The following is a 677-nucleotide window of genomic DNA, read 5'->3' on the forward strand; positions in this document are numbered from 1 at the left end:
CCGGTAGCGCGTAGGGCACCACGTGTTCCTTGTGGTACAGGCAGCCGCTGATCAGCGGCTGGTCCGGGTCGCCTTCGAGAAAGCTCACCAGCACTTCCATGCCGACCCGCGGGATGGCGATGCCGCCGTAGCGGTCGCCCGCCCAGCTGCTGGACACCCGCAGCCAGCAGCTGGTCCGGTCGTCGGCCTGGCCGTGGCGGTCCCAGAAGAACTGCACCTTGACCCGGCCGTATTCGTCGCAGTGGATTTCTTCGCCGGGCGGGCCGGTGACTACCGCGCTCTGGCTGCCGAGGATGCGTGGCTTGGGATGGTTCAAGGGCGGGCGGTAGGGCACGTCCCAGGGCAGGGCGCTGAAGTGGTTGCGGTAGCCTTGGGTAAAGCCTTCTGCCTGGTCCTGATGAATCGACTCTTCCAGCACTTGCGGTTGCTTGCCTTCGTGGAGCACTTCGTCGAGCAGCCAGAGCTGGTTCCAGGCGCTGCGCGGATGGGCGGCGAGGTCGAGGAAGTGGCCGCTGGAGAGCGTGGGCTGATCGCTGTCGCCTTCGGCCAACTGGTAGTCGGCGCGATGACGTTCCAGGGCGCGCTTGGCCAGGTGCTTGCCGCGGCTCCGATCGACGAAACGGCCGGGATAGTCGTAGTCCTCGAGGTCCGGCTGGGCGTCGCTGCGGGCTTCGCTC

The 677-nt window shown here is 67.2% G+C and carries 1 protein-coding gene; it reads right to left on the reverse strand.

Annotated elements, in window-relative coordinates:
* Positions 1-677, reverse strand: a 677-nt coding sequence (tssI, locus tag QMX85_RS23355) for a type VI secretion system tip protein TssI/VgrG (protein WP_282344938.1), incomplete at both ends; no start/stop codon positions are given.

The organism is Pseudomonas sp. PS02288 (genome assembly GCF_029959715.1).
Taxonomy (GTDB): Bacteria; Pseudomonadota; Gammaproteobacteria; order Pseudomonadales; family Pseudomonadaceae; genus Pseudomonas_O; species Pseudomonas_O kuykendallii.